Raw genomic sequence first — 16,180 nt, 5'->3', positions numbered from 1 at the left:
AATGGTGCACATCACCACGTCGTGGCGCGGAGTCGCCGTTGTCGTCGCGGTCGCGCTGGTCGTGCTCGGAGTGGTGGCCTGGTTCCTCACCCGCCCCGAACCAAGTCGGGCAGAGCTGGGCAGCCGGACCGTCCAGGCCGGCGGGGTCGAGGTCGCCATGACCGCGCTGACGCTGGACGGCTCCGGCGCCACGTTCAGGATCAAGTTCGACACCCACACCGTGGACCTCGGCCTCGACCCGGCCACCACGGCTCGGCTGACCGTCAACGGAACGAGCGTGAACGGAGCCCGCTGGGACGGGCAGAGCCCCGGCGGCCACCACCGCGAGGGCACGCTCAGCTTCGCCACGCCTGTCCCCGCCGGAGCGGCCGTGGAGCTGCGCATCACCGGACTTCCCCAGGACGCTGTCGGCAGCTGGAGCGCGCCATGACCACCACCGCACAACCGGTGCGAACCGCCGTGCTGGAGGCGAGCGGCATCGAGAAGAGCTACCGGCACGGGTTGCGACACCGCCAGAACGTGTTGCGCGGCGCGGACATCACGCTGCTGCCCGGTGAGGTCGTCGGCCTGGTCGGGGAGAACGGCTCTGGCAAGTCGACGCTGATGAAGATCCTCGTCGGTGCCCTGAGGCCGGACGCGGGAACGGTGTCGATCACCGGACGGCTCGGGTACTGCCCGCAGGAGCCGGTGTACTACGAGCGGCTCACCTGCGACGAACACTTCGAGCTGTTCGGCAGGGCCTACCGGATGAGCCCGGAGGCCGAGCGCCGGTCGCGGCGTGAGCTCTACGCGGCACTCGGCTTCGAGCGCTACGCGTCCACCCGTGCGGATCAGCTCTCCGGTGGCACGCTGGCAAAGCTGAACCTGGGACTCGCGCTGCTCGCCGACCCCGACGTGCTGCTGCTGGACGAGCCCTACGCCGGGTTCGACTGGGACACCTACCTGAGGTTCTGGGACCTGGTCGCACGTCGTCGTGAGCAGGGCCGCTCGGTGCTGATCATCAGCCACTTCGTCGCCGACGAGGAGCGTTTCGACCGCATCGTGCACCTGCGGGACGGCCGGACATGACCACGCTGCTGTTCGTCCGCCGCTTCCTGGCCGACTACGCCCGCAACCCGGTCAACCCGCTGGTGCTCGTGCTGGTGCCGGTGGTGTTCGTCGTGGTCGCGGCCGGGTCGATGGCGGAGGCCGCCAAGCTGCTCGGCGGGACCGGGCCCTCGGTGGAGACCGCCGCCGCGGGATGGGCGGCGGGCTTCCTGGCAGGCATCGCGCTGTACTTCCAGCTGCGGGCGGCCAGGGCCGCGGACCGCAGGCTCGTGCTCGCGGGGATGCCTGCCGCACGACTGGTCGCCGCACGGGTCACGACCGGTCTGGCGCTCGCCGTGCTGGCCTCCGCCGCCGCACTGGCCGCGCTCGCCGCCAGGACCGGGATCGACCAGCCGGGGCGGGTCGCCGCCGGGACGCTGATGTTCGCCGTGATCTACCTGGCGATCGGCGCGGTCACCGGTGTGCTGGTGCGCAACCCCGTCAACGGCACGGTGCTGATCCTGTTCGTCTGGATCCTCGACGTGTTCTTCGGCCCCGCGCTCGGCTCACCGGACCGGCTCGCGACGCGCTGGCTGCCGACCCACTTCGTCACGTTGTGGATGGTCGACCTGCCGTCCCGGCACGGTGGCCAGGTGGGCGACCTCGGCTGGGCGCTCGTGTGGACGGCCGGCGCGTTGGTGTTCGCGTGTCTGGTGGTCACGGCGACCACGAGAGTTGCCCGCCGACGTCGAGTGCGGGCGGCGCAGTTCATCACCGCGTTGCGCATGGGACTGCGCGACTACCGGCGCAACCCGGTGTTGTGGTTCCTGCTCGTCGCGGTGCCGATCGTGTTCATCTGGCTGTCGAAGGTGATCACACCTGACGACACCATGGTGCTGTCCCTGGTGGATGACGGTGTGCGGCGCCCGCTCTCGTTCTGGCTGCCCGACATGCACGCCGGCACGATGACCCCGATCGCCATCGCCTCACTGGCCGCGCTCGCCGGACTGTTCATCGTCCTCGACGCCCGTGCGGGCGACCAGCGCCTCACCCTCGCCGGCTTCCGCACGCCCACACTGCTCACCGCGCGCCTGGGTGTGATCGGCTGCGCCGTCCTGCTCGTGACCGCGGCGTCGCTGCTCGTCACCGCCACCGTGTTCGACGCGGAGCAGTGGCCGGTCTACGCGGGCGGCAACGTGTTGCTCGCGGCGATCTACGCGCTGATCGGGGTCTGCATCGGACCGGTCTTCGGTCGCGTGTCCGGAGTGCTGATCGCGTTTCTGGTGCCGTTCCTCGACATCGGCATCGCGCAGAGCCCGATGCTGCGGGCGCAACCACCGGACTGGGCACGGTTCCTGCCGGGCTACGGCGCTGACCGCGTGTTGCTCGACGGCGGGCTGACCACGAGTTTCGACGAAACCGGGGCGTTGCTGCTGGGGCTGGGCTGGCTGCTCGGACTCGGCGTGCTGGCGACCTGGCTGTTCCGGAAGGCGACCGCATGAGCTCCTTCACCCGCCGGGCTTTTCTCGGCGCGACCGTTCTCGGCCTCGCCGGCTGCACCGCCGCCGAGAACCCGCTGGTCCTTCCTACCGACCCGGCGGTGAACCGAGCCGAGGCGGCCCGCGGAGGCACCGGCCGCACCCGCGTGGTCACGCTGACCGCGGCCGAAGGTGAGATCGACCTGGGTGGCCAGGTGGTACACACCTGGACCTACGACGGGGTGCTGCCCGGTCGGGAGATCCGCGTCGGTGCCGGGGACCTGATCGAGGCGAAGGTGGTGAACCGGCTGCCCGCGGACACGTCGGTGCACTGGCACGGTCCGGCGTTGCGCAACGACATGGACGGCGTGCCTCCGCTCACCCAGGCCGCGATCAGACCAGGAGAGGACTTCACCTACCGGTTCGTCGCGCCGACTCCGGGCACGTACTGGTTCCACCCGCACACCGGTACCCAGCTCGACCGCGGCCTCTACGCCCCGTTGATCGTGGAGGATCCGGCCGAACCCGGTGCGTACGACGCCGAGTGGGTGGTCGTGCTGGACGACTGGCTCGACGGCACGGGCACCGATCCCGACCAGGTGCTCGCCGGCTTGCGCAGGCGCAGCGGTCACATGATGCACGGCGCGGCTGTGCTCGGCGGCGACGTCGCTCACCCGCACCACCTGGTCAACGGCCGGCTGGCGGCTGCGCCCCTCACCTTCGCCGCGAAACCCGGGCAACGCGTCCGGATCCGGTTCATCAACGCGGGCGCGGACACCGCCTATCGCGTCGCGCTCGGCACGCACCGCATGACGGTGACGCACACCGACGGCGTCCCCGTCGTCCCGGTGGACACCGACGCTCTGGTCATCGGCATGGGCGAGCGCTACGACGTGCTGGTCACGCTGGCCGATGGTGCCTTTCCGCTCGTGGCCGTCGCGGAAGGCAAGAGCGGCGCAGGTTTGGCCCTCGTGCGCACCGGGGCGGGCACCGCGCCGGGGCCCGACGTGCGGCCGGACGAACTGCGCGGCAAGGTCGTGGCGTACGACGAGCTCAAGGCGACGGTGCCGTTGCCGTCGAGGACACCGGACGTGGTGCACCGGCTGGAGCTGACCGGGGGAATGATGAGCTACGAGTGGGGCGTCAACGGCCGCTCGGACGGTCTGCAGAGAGTCCGAAGTGGACAACGCGTGCGCCTGGAGTTCGTCAACACCACGATGATGTGGCACCCGATGCACCTGCACGGCCACACCTTCCAGCTGAACGGCCCGCGCAAGGACACCGCGATCGTGTTGCCCGGCCAGACCGTGGCGTGCGAGTTCGACGCGGACAACCCCGGCCAGTGGATGGTCCACTGCCACAACGCCTACCACGCCGAAGCCGGGATGATGACCGTGCTCGGCTACGAGGAGCAGCGATGAACTCCGTGGTGCTGGACGTCAGCGGGCTGCACTACGCGACCGAGCAGAACGTCGTCAACGCCAAGCTCGGCAGGCAACCCGGCGTGCACCACGTCGAGGTCAACCCGGCCGCGCAGACCGCGACCGTGCACTTCGACCCGGACACGACCTCCGTGGCACAACTGCGCCAGTGGGTGGTCGAGTGCGGTTACCACTGCGCCGGCCAGTCGGTCCCCAACCACATCTGCGATCCCACCGCGGAACCGGGAGCCGAGCACTCGCCGCACGAGATGATGGGTCACGGCGGGCACGCCGGGATGTCGATGGCCGCGATGGTCGCCGACATGCGCAACCGGTTCCTGGTGGCGGTGCTGTTCTCGATCCCGATCGTGCTGTGGTCGCCCATCGGCACCGAGGTGTTCGGGCTGCACCTGCCGACACCGTTCGGAATGCGCGCGGACGTGTGGTCGCTGCTGCTGAGCCTGCCGGTGATCTTCTACTCCTGCTGGATCTTCTTCGACGGCGCCTGGCGGGCGCTGCGAGCCCGGACGCTCGACATGATGGTGCTCGTGGCCGTCGCGGTCGGCGCGGGCTGGCTGTACTCCGTGGTCATCACGCTGACCGGCGGGGGAGAGGTCTTCTACGAGGCCGCGACGGTGCTCGCCGCGTTCGTCCTGTTGGGACACTGGTTCGAGATGCGTGCCCGCGGGGGCGCCAACGACGCGATCCGCACGCTGCTCGACCTGGCGCCACCGAAGGCGGTCGTGCTGCGGGACGGCGAACCGGTGGAGGTGCCGACGGCCGAGGTCGCCGTCGGTGACCTGTTGCTCGTGCGGCCCGGCGCGAAGATCGCGGTGGACGGCGTCGTCGAGGAGGGCGAGTCCGAGGTCGACGAGTCGATGGTGACCGGTGAGAGCCTGCCCGTGCACAAGTCTCCTGGCTCGGTCGTCGTCGGCGCCACGATCAACGCCAACGGCACGCTGAGGGTCCGGGCGACCAAGGTCGGCTCGGACACCGCGCTCGCGCAGATCGTCAAGCTCGTGCAGGAAGCCCAGAACTCCAAGGCTCCTGGCCAGCGACTCGCGGACCGGGCGGCCTTCTGGCTGGTGTTCGTGGCGCTCGCCGGCGGAGGTCTCACTCTCGCAGCCTGGCTGCTGTCCGGCGCCTCGTTCGCCACGGCCATGCTGTTCGCCATCACCGTCGTGGTGATCACCTGTCCCGACGCTCTCGGCCTCGCCACCCCGACCGCGATCATGGTCGGTACCGGCCTCGGCGCGAAACGCGGGGTGTTGTTCAAGAACGCCATGGCTTTGGAGACCTCCGCCCGCATCGAGGTCGTGGTGATGGACAAGACCGGCACGCTGACCAAGGGCGAGCCGGAGGTCACCGACGTGATCACCGACGGCTTCGGCGAGGACGAGCTGCTGCGTCTGGTCGCCGCGGTCGAACGCGAGTCCGAGCACCCGCTCGCCGAGGCCATCGTCCGCCGCGCCGGAGACCTCGACGGGCTGCGGGCGGCTCGATTCGAGAACGTCCCGGGGCACGGGGCGATCGCGGAGGTCGACGGCCGGCGTGTGGTCGTCGGCAACCGGCGGCTGCTCGAGCGGGAAAACGTGGACCTCGGCCCGTTGGCGAGCCGTCGGGACGAACTCGCCGCCACCGGCCGTACCGCGGTGCTGGCCGCGATCGACGGTGTGCCCGCCGGAGTGATCGGCATCGCCGACGCGCCGAGGGAGACCTCGGTCGCGGCCGTTGAGGCACTGCACGACCTCGGCGTCGAGGTCGTGATGCTGACCGGCGACAACCACGCCACGGCCGCGCGGATCGCTGCCCAGCTGGGCATCGACACCGTCATCGCCGAGGTGTTGCCCGGCGACAAGGCCGTGAAGGTGGCCGAGCTGCAGTCCGGCGGCCGGCGCGTCGCCATGGTCGGCGACGGTGTCAACGACGCTCCCGCGCTGGCCCAGGCCGATCTCGGCATCGCCATCGGTGCCGGGACCGACGTGGCCATCGAGACCGCCGACGTGGTGCTGATGCGCTCTGATCCGCTCGACGTCCCGATCGCGCTGCGGATCGGTCGCGGCACCCTGCGCAAGATGCGGCAGAACCTCGGCTGGGCGATCGGCTACAACACCATCGCGCTGCCCATCGCGGCCGGCGTGTTCGTTCCCGCCTTCGGCCTGATGCTGCGTCCCGAGATCGCCGCTTTGTCGATGTCCGGGTCGAGCGTGATCGTCGCCCTCAACGCACTCGCGCTCAAGCGGCTGCGGCTCCCGACCAAGTGACTGGTCAATAGCCACGCACGCGAAACATCCTAAGCAACGTAGTAGGCCATTGAGGCGAGTTCCGATGACTCCTGGCGGGGCAGCAGCGCGTCGCTGCCTCGTGCCCGAAGAAAGTCGCCTGCGTGCCACGTCTCAGCGTTGCCAGGGCTCTTCTGCCGCGGTGTACGGCTTGGTCGGCAGAGCTTCTCCGGTGAGGAAGGCGGCGACTGCCGTGCCGGTTTCGCCTGGTTTGTCGGCGAGAACGGTGTGTCCGGCATCGTCGATGGTGAGCATCGTCGATTGGGCGAAGGTGTCGCGGTACTCGCGGGTGACTTCCCAGCGGAGGTAGTCGCATTGCGCCCGCAAGACCAGCACAGGGGTGCGGTTGTGGCGCAACGCCGACCGAGGGTCGGTTGCCTTCGACGCCGAAGCGAGAGTGGCGATGTTGACCCAGAGGCTGTGTCCGGCGGTGGCGTCGATGGAACGCGCGGCCTCAGCGACACCAGGACAACCGGAGCTCATGTTGAGACTTCGCACGAATTGCTGATAGAGCCCGTCCGCCGTATCGGTGGGCATCAATGTCCGGGCTGCTCGGAATCCGCCCAACTGGGCCAGGAAGTACGTCGCCGCGAAGCGGGTGTGCCTCGCGAACTGGCCGGTCTGATCGCTTTTGCCGTTCGGTGTGAGGCTGCCGTCGGTGAAAGAGTCGCTGGACATGGCTCCGGGACTTGCAACGACCGCCTTTGCGACGTTGTCCGGATGTGTGGCCAGGTATTGTGCGGTGAGCTGGCCGCCCCAGGACGAGCCGATCAGCACCATCTTCGGAGCCGCCAGTTTCTGCCTGATGGCTTCGAGGTCGGCCACGTGCCGGGCAATCGTGTATTCCTCCGGATCCAGCCGGCTCGACTGGCCCGCGCCGACCTGCTGGTAGGCGTACACGGCGAATCCGGCGGCGGCGAGGCGCCCGGCGAACTCGTCACTCGCGTTGGTCGGGGCTCCTGGGCCGCCGTGAACGAGCAGCACTGGCTCTGGGTGCGTGACCTTCCCGGCGGTGCGGACGTAGCCGATCCGGGAACCGGTCGGCAGATCCCAGTGCTGAACGGCCGGCGAGTCGGGCAGCGGCGTAGAGGTTGTGGGCGCCCCGAACCACGCCCAGGACAACCCGGCTGCCAGCAGGAGTGAAATCGTGAGGCAGATGCCTTCGGTCAGCCGTCTGCGGCTTCGCCTGTGGTCGCCTCGGAGTCGAACCGACAATCGCGCGAAGCCGGTTGCGCACACGAGCGCGGTGAGTGTGGCGAGAACGTACGACAGCACCGCGTTCTCGGTCGTCTGTGCGGTTATGAGCAGGACGGCAAAATAGAGCAGGATAGCCGTGAAAACCGCCGCGCCTGCGATGAGCCAGGCAAAGGTCATGCGTAATCGGCCGACTCGGAAACTGTCTGCCGTGGAAATACCATTGGTCATGGCTTCGACGCTATCGGGATGCAAGGGTTCCCTCATCACCCCACAGTCCTCTTGGCGGTAGTTCTGTGGTCTCGGTGCCGTGATACCGCAGGACCACTACATCCGGTCAGATCAGATTGGCTGAGGGGGCACGGGACCGAGCGCGGAGTGCCGCCGAGCCATCAGCGGGCCGCGAGCACCCGGCGCACCTCGTCCGCTCCCAGCACCACAGAGGAGCGCAGCGTTCCGACCTCACTGATCTCGATCTCGACCACGTCTCCCGGTCGCAGCCCGAGATCGAGCCCCGGCACGACGGACGTGCCCGTCGAGAGCACGGCGCCGTCGGGGAAGTCGTTGTCCCGCCACAGATACTCGACCAGTTCGGCCGGTTCGCGGTTCAGCTGCGCGGTACTGGCTTCGCCGACGAACACTTCGTGACCGTCGCGAAGGATGCGCATGCGGAGGTCGAGCGACAGCGGGTCCGGTACCTCCCACACCGGCCGGACCAGTGCCGACACCGCGCAGGAACCGGTGTAGATCTTGGCCTGCGGGAGGTACAGCGGGTTCTCGCCTTCGATGCTGCGGGAGCTGACGTCGTCGACCACCACGTACCCGGCGATCTCCCCGGCACTGGTCAGCAGGAGGCCGAGTTCCGGCTCCGGCACGTTGTTGGCGGAATCGGCGCGGATCGCGATCGGCTCGCCGTCGGTGACCACGCGCCACGCGGGCGACTTGAAGAACAACTCCGGCCGCTTCGCGCGGTACACCCGCGCATAGACGTCCTCGTCGACGCTCTCCTCGCGGCGTGCCTCCTCCGACCGCAGGTACGTCACCCCGGCGGCCCAGACCTCCATCCGCCCGTCCAGTGGCGGCAGCAGGCGTACCCCGACCGCGGACACGGCCTCCCCGGCGGCCTCGGTCAGCTCGCGGATCTCCGCCACGGGACGGCGCAGCAGGTCGCTCATCGACGCCACCGCGAGCGGCCGCAGCTGCTCACCGGTGAGCAGGCCGACACGGACGTTGCCGGTTCCGTCGGCGAACCGCACCAGGTTGCTCATCCCGAACCTCCCCGTTCGTGATCGAACCTACGGAGTGTGGAGCGCGGAGGTCAACGAGTGCCGGACAGCCGGGAGCCGCAGTGGAGCCGAGTAAAGGGTGCCCAGCACGTTTCTCCGGCAGCGCTGCGGACCACTTGTTCTGCCGCGGTCCCCGCTCCGCTTGGTCGTCGCGGCGCACGTGCCAGTCCATGTGCCTGCTTCGAAGGATCGTTCTTCGTCCCAGGGTGTCGCGCCAGAGCCGAGCCCAGGCAGGCGCGGGTCACGACCGGGCGAGCCGCACCTGCAGGGCCTCAGCGGCGGCGACCAGCGGGACAAGGCCAGGGCCAAGTGAGCCAGACCGATCGAGCCGACGGTCAGCGCCCGTTCTCGGGCACCGCGATCGCGCTTTACGCACAGCCGACCTGTTGCTTTGCTTGGCAATCATGTTGCAAAGCGCCACTCAACTCGTCACATGAGCGAGCACCTGAGTTGTTAACCGTCGATCTTCTCGGCCGACAACAGGATCTTCGTGTTGCAGTCGATGACCGCACCGGCCGCAACGCTCTGCTTCGTGGTCTTCCAGTTGCGGTCGTTGACAAGCAGTCGGCCCTGGCCGCTCGCGTCTTCCTCGGTCAGGAAGTACAGGCCGGCCTTCTGCATGGTGTCCTGCGCGGTCTGGTGAATCAGACCGACGACGTTGGGCACCGTGCACGTTTTCACTGCGGGCGCGGCCGGAGAGATCGTGGTAGCCGCCGCGGGCGTCGTCTGGGTTGGTGCGGCGGCGGTTGCGGCCGGCAGATCGGGTGTGCTTGCGGCGGTGGTGGCCGGCAGCGGGGTCGAACACGCGGCGGTCAGCAACAGCAGAAGGGCGGCAACGGCAATGCGCATGCCTGTCCTGTCGCAGCATGCCTGGACATCTGTTACAAAGCGTCACCCGATTGAGGTGGCGACGAAGCCTGACCCGGCAACATCTCGGTCGCCGCATCAGCGACCTCGACACCCCAACACCGACTCTCCGTCCAGCCACCGAGGTCACCGTGATCTGGCGGGAGCACCCAGAGGCTGGGCTGCTTTCGCGATGTCCGCCTGGGTCCAGTCCTGCAAGCAGGTGTGCTCGTGCCGCATTCGCTCGGACGGGGCCTGGACGGGTGCAGCACGAGTCCATGCCCAGAACCGAGGCCACCTTCTTCGCGGGACCCCGTAGCCCAGCTGGAACTCGGTGGGCACCCTGAGCGGAAGTTGCATGGTGATCTCGACGAAGAGGGGTCGGCGGCGTGCACGTGTTGGTGCCGGAATCGGTGACAGCACCGTGGGGCGGTGGATGTTCGCGGTACAGGCGCGCGGCCGGACAGTGGCGTCGTTGGCGCAGGAACTCAGCAAGCGAGATGTGGTGTGCCCGTCGGTGCGGAACGCGCATAGGTCGGGGGAGTGGTGGATCGTGCGGACGGTGGCGATGATTCTGGAGAACCCGCGATACACCGGCCGACAGGTGTGGCCGGGTCCGCGCGACCGGTTGTGGATCGGGTGGGGGAGCACGTGCCCGCGGTTCCGGGCGCTGCGGTACAACCCGGTCAACGAGTATGAGGTGTGAGAGCGGATTGCCTGCGAACGGCTCATGAATGACGAGACGTTTGTCGCGGTGCAGGGAAGGAGGGGGCGAAGCCTGCCAAGGCCCGCGAGGCCCGGCGCTATCCGGCCACTCGCGCGGCCCAGGTCTCGCTATCGTGGGAAGGAGATGCCTACGACCGTTGCCGGGCGGGGGTCGCTGATGGTCGACGTGTTCATCAACTACCGGACGGCCGATGCGCGGTTCGCCGCCGCGGCGGCGTTCGAACTGCTGGCTGGGCGGTTCGGGCGTTCGCGGGTGTTCTTGGACAACCAGTCGATGCGCCCCGGAGCCGTCTACCCGGAGCAGATCCAGTCCGCGCTGTCGTCCATGCGTGTTCTGCTGGTGCTCATCGGGCCGGACTGGATGACCGGACTGGACGCCGAGTCACCGCCGATCCACCACGAGAGCGATTGGGTCCGCCGCGAGATTCGGGAGGCGATCCGGCGGGGAGTCCCGATCGTGCCTGTGCTGCTCGACGGCGCGGTGTTGCCCGACCACGGGCAACTGCCGGCTGATGTGCGCCCGATGCTTCTCCACCAGACGGCCGAGGTACGTCACCGGTCCCTCGGCGCGGACATCGAGTCGCTCGCTCGGCACGTCGCGAGGTTCGTCCCCGCACGGGGTTCCGACCGGAACGTGCCCCGGCAGGTGCCGGCGAGCAGTCACCTCATCGGTCGTGAGGACGAACTGGCTCAGCTGGACGCCTTCGTCGCGGACGCTGCGGACTCGATGCCGCGGCTGGCGGTCATTTCGGGGCCGGCGGGGGTAGGCAAGACCGCGCTGGCGTCGTGGTGGGCACATCACGCTGCCGCTGACTTCTCCGACGGCCAGCTCTACGTCGATCTGAGAGGGTTCGGCCCGGACGAGCCTGTGGCGCCGCAGGAAGCGTTGTCGGGCTTCCTGCGGGCACTCGGTGTGGCGCGGCCGGAGGAGCTCACCACTCAGGAGGAGCGATCCGCACGTTTCAGGACGTTGTTGAGTGGGCGCCGCATGGTCGTGGTGTTGGACAACGCCCGGTCCGCCGCGCAGGTTGAGCCGCTGCTGCCAGGAACGGGTCCCGCCGTGGTGATCGTGACCAGTAGGGACTTGGTGAGCGAACTGCGGATCCGGTACACCGCCACCCTGTTGCGCCTCGCGCCACTGCAGACCTCCGAAGGGGTCCGGCTTCTGATCGCCTGTGCGGGACCACAAGCTTCCCGTGCGCCGAAGGCGGCCTTCCGGTTGGCCGAGCAGTGCGGCGGCCTGCCGTTGGCCTTGCGCATCGTCGCCGAGCGCTTGGTGTCCAGACCGCCGTCATCCCTGGTGGAACTGGTCTCTGAGCTGGACGACGAGCGCGAGCGTTTCGCCGCGCTGAGCACGCTCGGCCCGGAAGCCAACGTACGCACCGTGTTCTCTTGGTCCTACCGCCAGATCGACGGAGACCACGCCGCGGTGTTCCACGCGATCGGCCTCGGACCGGGGCGTGGCGTCGAGGCCCGGACGATCGCCGCCGTCGCCGGCCGACCTTTCGACGTCGTCGTGCGGGTCCTCGCGGACCTCGCTCGGGCGCATCTGGTGACGGAGATGGGCGACGGCAGGTACGGAATGCACGACCTTCTGCATGTCTACGCGGGCGAGGTCGCCGCCGTGAGTGACGATCCGCCGCCCGCCGCCGCCCGCCGCCGTCTCTTCGAGTACTACCTCTGGTCCGCCGCTCGCGCGGACCGGCTGCTCACGCCGCACCGGGTGCGAACCGCGCTGCCCGGCGACCAGGAAGCCGGCCGCGGGTTCGCCAACGCCACCGCCGCGAAGCTGTGGCTGCACGAGGAAGAGCAGAACCTCGTCGCCCTGTCCCGGCTCGACGACCCCTCGCTGGACGAGCACCGCTGGCAGCTGGCCTACGTCTTGCGCGACTACTTCTACCTCACGAAGCAGCTTGACGGCTGGCTGGAAACTCACGTGAACGGGCTCTCCGCTGCTCGGCGGTGTGGCAACGCCTACGCCGAGGCACTCACGCTGAACAACCTCGGCATGGCGATGACCGCCGGCGGCCTGCTGGACGACGCGATGCGCCAGTTCACCGAGGCCAAGGAGATCTTCGTCAGGATCGGCGACCGAGGCGGCGAGAGCAACTCGCTGGCCAACATGGCGTCAGTGCTCCGCCGGCAGGGGAATCCCGCAGGTGCGCTGCGCCTCCTGGAAGCCGCCATGAGCTATTACCGCGTCACCGGGTCGGCCAACCACATCGGCATAACACTGCGCAGCATGGCGAACGCCCATCTGCACCTGGGGCAGCCCGCAGAGGCGCTCCGGTGTGCGCAGGAGGCCGTGGACCTCGCGACGTTCCTGGAGTTCCCGCTGGACATCGCGCAGGCGAACAACGTCCTCGGGACGGCGCACTGCCGGCTAGGTGGCCTGGTGTTGGCTGAGATCGCCCACCGGCAGGCGCTGGAGATGGGGGAGAGCTGCGAGAGCGAGTTCGAGCAGGCCTGGGCGCACCGAGGTCTAGGTTCGGTGGCGCTCGCGGACGGCCGCGCGGCGACGGCACTCGAGCACTGGCAAACCGCCCGCAGCCTGTTCCAGGCTGTCGGGTCACCCCTCGCCGATGAGGTGACCGCCGACATCAGGCAACTGGTGCCACCGCTGTGCGAACGGACGGACCTGCCGGTCCCGCGACAGCCTCGATGATCGAGCGGGGCGGTATTCTCGCGCCGTGGAAGACCACATCGCGTTTCTTTCGTTTTCCGGACAAAGACTGTCGCGAGTGAAGAAAATTCACGAGGAGCTGGTCTCCCGTGGGCACGACCCCTTCTTCGACCGGGAGAAGGTCCGGCCCGGCCAAGGGCTGACGCCGGAGATCGAGAAGGGGCTGCGCCGCAGCAAGCTGTTCGTCGTCCACTACTCATCGTGCTACGCCATCAGTCATTCGTGCCAGCTCGAGCTGATCCACGCCTTCCTCTCCGACGAGGCCGAAGGCGGAGAGAGCCGGATACTCGTCATCAACCCGGAGAAGGACCGGGCGCACATCCAGCCGGTCGCGCTGCAGGACAAGCTGTACATCGAGGACCGCGGTCAGGACGTCAGCGAGATCGTGGACGAGATCTGCGCCAGGGCGCGGGACGTCCGCGGGACGTTCCCCGGCATCAACGTCGCCGTCACGCCTCCGCGCATCCACGGGATGTCGCCGACTGTCGACGTGCGGGTACGGCGTCACGGCGACATGTGGCGAGTGCGGACCGCACTGACCCGCAACGACTTCCCAATAACCCAACGGCCCGTCAACCGGGCCGCGTTGCTGACCGGGTTGCCTGGCGCGGGCAAGAGCACCCTCGTCGACGACTACATCCTGTACTTCGGCCACCTCTACGACGACGTGTGGAAGCTGGACCTCCGCGGTGTCGCGGACTACTACCCCGACGAGATCGAACGCCTCCTCGGCGTGCGGGACCGGGGATCGGCGATGGATTCGCTGGGTGTCAAGCGGGGCCATCGGCGCCAGCTCTGGGTGGTCGACACGATTCCACCGGATCTCACCGACAGGCAGCTCGACGAGCTGATCATGCCGCTGGACAACGTCGACACGATCCTGGTCTCTCAGGGAGGACCAGCGTCCAGACTTGCCGAGGAGGTACGCCTCGACGGGCTGAGCCCGGACGAGGCCGTCCAGCTGGTCAAGTTGTACCACCCGCTGTCCTCCGAAGAGGAAGACGAACTTCCCACGCTGCTCGCCAGGAGCGTGTCCCGCCATCCGATGGCACTCGCCGCTCTGGCTCGCGGCGCGCGCGAACGCAGCGATCTCGGCTCGTTCGCCGAACAAGTCGGACGGGTGTACGACGGTGCGGAGGAGGGGATCGAGGCGATCGTCACGGTCGTCGCGGACCGTCTCGGGCGCGAAACGAACCCGGACTGCTTGACGCTGCTGCAACTCGCCGCGGAATGCGCGCTGGACGCCATCCCGGTGCGCTTCGCCTGCGCGGTGGCCGACCGGTTCGACCTCGACGAACACTCCGTTGTACGTGCGCTGCGACGGCTCCGGGACAGCCATCAGATCACCTGGGAGGGTGACTCGTGGAGCGCGCACGCGCTGGTCCGGCTCGCGGCTCGCAGACTCCCTTGTCGAGTTCCCGCGAACGACTTGGTGGTGGCGGCCGCGCGCCTGCTCACCTCGGCTGACACCCCGCTCGACGACAGGCTGCTTCCCCACGCACGGCACCTGTGTGGAAACCGTGCCTTGGCGCCCGAGTTGCGCGAGCTGCTTCTCACTCGCACAGCCGCGACGCTGGTCCACCTCCGCCGCCCCGAGGCGGCGGCACGCTTCTACGAACGCCTATTGGCCGAGTTCCCCGCCGCCGGCACGGCCGCGACGCATCTCGCCGCGGCTCGCTGCCACGCCCAGGTAGGTGAGCACGAACGCGCAGTCGAACATGCTCGAGAGGCAGGCGAGAGGCTCGACGCACTCCTGGTCCTCGCGGCTTCGCTGGATGCTGGAGGCAGGTTTGCGGAGGCGGATCCCGTGTGGGAGAACGTGATCACTGACCCGGTCATCTCGTCCTGGCCGGACGGTGCTGCCGCCGAGATCGACTGGGTTCGTTCTCGCCGCCTACGGGGCGACCTGCTACCGCACCGGCAGCGCCTGGTCGCCATTTTGGAGCGCGAGGACGAACTGCCCGCACGGCTCGCCCACGAGGCCCGGCTGGAGCTGGCCGAGATCGACATGCTTACCGACCGCCCCGAGGACGCCCGGGACCGCGCCCGGTTCGTCGTCGACTATTACGAGAACGCGAACACCCCGCACGATCCGGTGGCCGCACAGGCTCGCTTCACCCTCGCCAGCGCCGACATCACATTGGGATTCCTGGAGCTGAAGCCGGATCTGGAGCGCTGGCCCGCAGCCGAGAAGAGGCTCCGGGCGCAGCTGGTCGACCAGGAGAAGGTGCTCGGCCCCCGCAATCTGTCCACACTGACCACTCGTACCGCGATCGGCTCTGCCCTGATCGGCCAAGGAAGAGCGGCCGCCGCGCGCGATCACGCCAGGGCGCTGCTTCCTGTCCTGGAAAGCCGCGTCGGCGTCGACCATCCGCTCCACCACAGGTGCTCGTACGTCCTCGGCATGGCCTACCTGCAGCTGGCGAAGTTCCCTCAAGCCATCGAACACCTGGAATCCGCCCACCGCGGACAGCTGGTCACCTTGGGCGAAGCCCACCACGAGACGCTGCGCACGCAGTTCGAACTCGCGATGGCGCTGAAACTCCAGGACAGGAAGTTCAACAAACGGGCCAATGCCCTCATCGATCGGGTTCGCGTTCTGAGTCCCAAGGTCACAGGTCGGCTGAACGACCTCTACGCCCAGTCGTGGGTAGCGTCCATCATCGCTCGGTTCAGCCCGACTTGGCTGCTGCGCTCCGCGCACCGCGCCAACCACAAGCACAAGTGGACCGACAAGATCAATTGATGCGGCATCTTGGCGGTAGCTGGCGTCGAGTGCTCGGAGCCGCTCCCGTTCTCCCCTGCCGCATCGGGCTTCCCCCAGCGCCACACTGATCTACCTGCGTGCGCTCTGACCACATCCATCTCGCGGGCAAAGGGTCGAATACAGCAAGGCACGCGCGATCCGTGGAACCCGATCTGCCTGATTCGCTTGTGGAGAACGGGTCCGTCTGGATGCGTTCGATTTGTAGTTGTCCCTGCCGAACGTTTCCTCGGCACCGTCAGACGCGACCTTACCGACCGGATTCTCTTCATCAACGAGCATCACCGTAAGGCGGTGCTGAACCGCTACGTGTCCCACTACAGCCACCGTCGACCACATCAAGCGCCACCACACTCGACCGCAACCTGATCATCTGATCGCAGAGCCCGGCTGTAGGTCCGTACGTCGCCGACAAGTACTCGGCGGCTTGATCAACGAATACACACCTTCGGCAGCTTGACAGGCAGGCCAGAC

Annotated in this window: 12 protein-coding genes; 9 read left to right on the top strand and 3 right to left on the bottom strand. The window is 68.3% G+C overall.

The features are described from left to right. Position 1: 1 nt before the first annotated feature. From AOM45_RS39550 to AOM45_RS39530, 5 genes are read left to right on the top strand one after another with little or no spacing between them, the layout of a single operon-like run. Positions 2–430 (top strand): hypothetical protein, encoded by a 429-nt coding sequence (locus AOM45_RS39550; RefSeq protein ID WP_051784067.1) that lies wholly within the window; start codon positions 2–4, stop codon positions 428–430. Next, on the top strand, positions 427–1,068 hold the full coding sequence (locus AOM45_RS39545; RefSeq protein ID WP_081902364.1) for an ABC transporter ATP-binding protein: 642 nt from the start codon (positions 427–429) through the stop codon (positions 1,066–1,068). Before AOM45_RS39550 ends, AOM45_RS39545 begins: the two co-directional genes overlap by 4 nt. Then, positions 1,065–2,528: an ABC transporter permease gene (locus AOM45_RS39540; RefSeq protein WP_030469952.1), complete on the top strand. Its 1,464-nt coding sequence runs from the start codon at positions 1,065–1,067 to the stop codon at positions 2,526–2,528. The genes AOM45_RS39545 and AOM45_RS39540 overlap by 4 nt, the downstream gene beginning before the upstream one ends. Next, positions 2,525–3,925: a multicopper oxidase family protein gene (locus AOM45_RS39535; RefSeq protein ID WP_030469953.1), complete on the top strand. Its 1,401-nt coding sequence runs from the start codon at positions 2,525–2,527 to the stop codon at positions 3,923–3,925. Before AOM45_RS39540 ends, AOM45_RS39535 begins: the two co-directional genes overlap by 4 nt. Continuing rightward, entirely contained in the window at positions 3,922–6,189 is a 2,268-nt protein-coding gene (locus AOM45_RS39530; protein ID WP_030469954.1) for a heavy metal translocating P-type ATPase, read from the top strand. The genes AOM45_RS39535 and AOM45_RS39530 overlap by 4 nt, the downstream gene beginning before the upstream one ends. Before the next feature lie 132 nt (positions 6,190–6,321). Here the strand turns inward: AOM45_RS39530 and AOM45_RS39525 are convergent, their stop codons facing one another. The 3 genes from AOM45_RS39525 to AOM45_RS53235 form a co-directional block, all read right to left on the bottom strand. Continuing rightward, positions 6,322–7,632 (bottom strand): alpha/beta hydrolase, encoded by a 1,311-nt coding sequence (locus tag AOM45_RS39525; protein ID WP_162185698.1) that lies wholly within the window; start codon positions 7,630–7,632, stop codon positions 6,322–6,324. 161 nt (positions 7,633–7,793) lie between these two features. Beyond that, positions 7,794–8,669 carry a fumarylacetoacetate hydrolase family protein gene (locus AOM45_RS39520; protein ID WP_030469956.1) on the bottom strand — a complete coding sequence of 292 codons (876 nt, stop codon included), beginning with the start codon at positions 8,667–8,669 and terminating at the stop codon, positions 7,794–7,796. A 471-nt stretch (positions 8,670–9,140) separates the two neighbouring features. Further along, positions 9,141–9,536, bottom strand: a complete 396-nt coding sequence (locus tag AOM45_RS53235; RefSeq protein ID WP_030469957.1) for a PASTA domain-containing protein — start codon at positions 9,534–9,536, stop codon at positions 9,141–9,143. 433 nt (positions 9,537–9,969) lie between these two features. Between AOM45_RS53235 and AOM45_RS39510 the strand changes: the two genes are divergently transcribed. The 4 genes from AOM45_RS39510 to AOM45_RS53910 all read left to right on the top strand — a co-directional run bounded on the left by AOM45_RS39510 (position 9,970) and on the right by AOM45_RS53910 (position 16,075). Beyond that, positions 9,970–10,239: a recombinase family protein gene (locus AOM45_RS39510; RefSeq protein WP_162185699.1), complete on the top strand. Its 270-nt coding sequence runs from the start codon at positions 9,970–9,972 to the stop codon at positions 10,237–10,239. Between the two features lie 144 nt (positions 10,240–10,383). After that, positions 10,384–12,924, top strand: a complete 2,541-nt coding sequence (locus AOM45_RS39505; protein ID WP_162185700.1) for an ATP-binding protein — start codon at positions 10,384–10,386, stop codon at positions 12,922–12,924. 25 nt (positions 12,925–12,949) lie between these two features. Beyond that, positions 12,950–15,688, top strand: coding sequence for a TIR domain-containing protein (locus tag AOM45_RS39500; protein ID WP_081902367.1), 2,739 nt, complete (start codon positions 12,950–12,952; stop codon positions 15,686–15,688). Between the two features lie 9 nt (positions 15,689–15,697). Next, complete coding sequence (locus AOM45_RS53910; RefSeq protein WP_369406711.1) at positions 15,698–16,075, top strand: integrase core domain-containing protein; 378 nt, start codon at positions 15,698–15,700, stop codon at positions 16,073–16,075. Positions 16,076–16,180: the final 105 nt, after the last annotated feature.

The organism is Lentzea aerocolonigenes (assembly GCF_000974445.1).
Taxonomy (GTDB): domain Bacteria; phylum Actinomycetota; class Actinomycetes; order Mycobacteriales; family Pseudonocardiaceae; genus Lentzea; species Lentzea aerocolonigenes.
The sequence above is the reverse complement of the archived record's forward strand: the minus strand, read 5'-3'. Positions and strand labels throughout refer to the sequence as shown.